Annotated in this window: 2 protein-coding genes and 1 pseudogene; all 3 read left to right on the top strand. The window is 76.4% G+C overall.

Annotated elements, in window-relative coordinates:
• Positions 1 to 365: pseudogene (locus NBX02_RS16740) on the top strand (shikimate dehydrogenase); the annotation flags it as partial.
• Positions 362 to 1,051 carry a prepilin peptidase gene (locus NBX02_RS16735; RefSeq protein WP_250284806.1) on the top strand — a complete coding sequence of 230 codons (690 nt, stop codon included), beginning with the start codon at positions 362 to 364 and terminating at the stop codon, positions 1,049 to 1,051. The pseudogene NBX02_RS16740 and the gene NBX02_RS16735, both read left to right, overlap by 4 nt.
• 101 nt (positions 1,052 to 1,152) lie before the next feature.
• Positions 1,153 to 2,388, top strand: coding sequence for a chorismate synthase (gene aroC, locus NBX02_RS16730; RefSeq protein ID WP_250292099.1), 1,236 nt, complete (start codon positions 1,153 to 1,155; stop codon positions 2,386 to 2,388).
• Positions 2,389 to 2,518 lie beyond the last annotated feature (130 nt).

Genomic DNA, 2,518 nt, shown 5'->3' with positions numbered 1-2,518 from the left:
CCGTCACCGTCCACCGCTGGGACACCGCCGGCGCCGGGCCCGCCGCGGCCACGGGCCCAGCGGACCCGGCGGACCCGGCGAGCCTCCTGGCCGCCGCCGACGTCGTGTTCGCGACCACGCCGGCCGGTGCCACCGACGAGCTCGCGCGCCGGCCGTGGCCCGCCTCGACCGCCCTGGTCGAACTGCTCTACCACCCGTGGCCCACCCGGCTCGCCGCCGCCGCGCGGGCCGCCGGGGCGCCGGTCGCCGGTGGGCTGGTCGTGCTGGCCGCCCAGGCGGTCGGGCAGGTCCGGCTGTTCACCGGCGCCGAGGTGGACGTGGACCTGCTGCTGGCCGCGGGCGAAGCCGCCCTGGCGGCACGGTGAGCGTCCCGCCGGGCGGGGCGGCCATGTCGTCCGGGTCGGCCGTGCTGGTCGCCGTGATCGTTCTTGCCGTCCTGTGCGTCGTCCCGGGGCTGACCCGCATGGTGGGCTTCTTCGGGCCGCTGGCGGGGGAGCAGCCGCGCCGGCCGGCGCCGACCCGGGACGTCCTCGGCCTGCTCACGGCCACCGTCGTCGTCGCGTTCGCGGCCAAGCTGACCGATCATGTCGCCTGGCTGCCGGCGTACGCCTACCTCGGGGTGGTCGGAGTGGTCCTGGCCGCCGTCGACGCCCGGGTCCACCGGCTGCCCGACGTGATCACCCTGCCGTCCTACCCGGTCCTGGCCGGGCTGTTCGGCATCGCCGCGGCCCTGGACGGCGGCCCGGGGCGCTGGGTGCGCGCCGTCGCGGTGGCGGCGGCCGTGCTCGCCCTGTTCACGGCGCTCTGGGCGCTGCCCGGTGCCGGTCTGGGCTTCGGTGACGTGAAGCTGTCCGGTCTGCTCGGCGGCGCGCTCGGCTGGCTCGGCGTCCCGGTGGCCCTCACCGGGCTGCTGGCCGGGATCGTCCTCGCCGGGGTGTGGGCGCTGGTCCTGCTGGTGACGCGGCGGGCCGGCCGGCGGACGTCGATCGCCTACGGGCCGTTCCTGCTGACGGGGGCGTTCGTCGGCGTCCTCGGCTGGAACGCGGGCTGAACCCGCCGGAGCGTCCCCGTCCCGCCGGAGTGTTCCCGTCCCGGGGCATCCCGACCGAAGGAGCTGGTTCCGGCGCGCCGGTGGCGTGGAAGACTGGCCCCATGCTGCGTTGGTTGACTGCCGGGGAGTCGCACGGGCCGGCTCTGGTGGCGACCCTGGAGGGGCTGCCGGCCGGTGTCCGGGTGTCCAGCTCCCTGATCGCCGACGAACTCGCCCGGCGTCGGCTCGGGCACGGGCGGGGCGCCCGGATGAGCTTCGAGCGGGACGAGGTCGAGCTGCTCGGCGGGGTCCGCCACGGCCTGACCCTGGGCGGCCCGGTGAGCGTCGTCGTCCGCAACACCGAATGGCCGAAGTGGCGGGAGGTCATGGCGCCGGATCCGGTCGACGCCGAGGGGCTCGCCAGGCTGGCCCGCAACGCCCCCCTGACCCGCCCCCGGCCCGGCCATGCGGATCTTGCCGGTATGCAGAAGTACGGGTTCGACGACGCCCGCCCGGTGCTGGAACGGGCCAGCGCCCGGGAGACCGCGGCCCGTGTCGCGCTGGGCACGGTCGCCAAGGCCCTGCTGCGGCAGGCGTACGGCATCGAGGTCGTCTCGCACGTGGTGTCGATCGGCGGTGTCGAGGTGCCGCCCGGCTCGCCGCTGCCCCAGCCGGCCGCGATGGACGTGGTGGACGCCGACCCGGTCCGCTGCGCCGACCCGGCGACGAGCGTGCGGATGGTCGCCGAGATCGACGCCGCCCACCGGGACGCCGACACCCTGGGCGGGATCGTCGAGGTGCTGGCCTACGGCTGCCCCCCGGGGCTGGGCAGCTACGTGCACGGCGACCGCCGCCTCGACGCGCGGATCGCCGGGGAGCTGATGGGCATCCAGGCGATCAAGGGCGTGGAGTTCGGTGACGGCTTCACCACGGCCCGCCGCCGCGGGTCGCAGGCCCACGACGAGATCGAGTCGGTGCCCGCCGGGGACGCCCCGGAGGCGGTGGCGCACCCGGGGGGCATCTACCGGGTGCGGCGGGCCACCGACCGCGCCGGCGGCGTCGAAGGGGGGATGACCACCGGTGAGCCGCTGCGGGTCCGGGCCGCGATGAAGCCGATCTCGACGTTGTCCCGGCCGCTGTCGACGATCGACGTCGCCACCGGGGAGCGGGCGGTCGCGATCGCGCAGCGCTCGGACGTGTGCGCGGTGCCCGCCGCCGGAGTGGTCGGCGAGGCCATGGTGGCGCTGGTGATCGCCGACGCGGCCCTGGAGAAGTTCGGCGGCGACTCGGTGGAGGAGTCCCGCCGCAACTGTGAGACGTACCTGAAGTCCCTGATCGTCAGATCGGAGCCGATATGATCGCCGCTGTCCTGGTGGCGGCCCGGTGACCGGCTCTCCGGACGCCGCCGGCGCCGCTGCCACTGGCGCCGCTGACAGCGGCGCCGCCGACGGTGTCGCCCCTGGCAGCGTTGCCGCTGAGGGTGCCGCC

This window comes from Protofrankia sp. CiP1_Cm_nod1 (assembly GCF_920888515.1).
GTDB lineage: Bacteria > Actinomycetota > Actinomycetes > Frankiales > Frankiaceae > Protofrankia.
This window is presented reverse-complemented; position numbering and strand designations above follow the sequence as displayed.

Bases quoted from the DNA above. Each gene is read 5' to 3' on its own strand.
- aroC (WP_250292099.1), top strand. From the start codon at position 1,153: ATGCTGCGTTGGTTGACTGCCGGGGAGTCGCACGGGCCGGCTCTGGTG.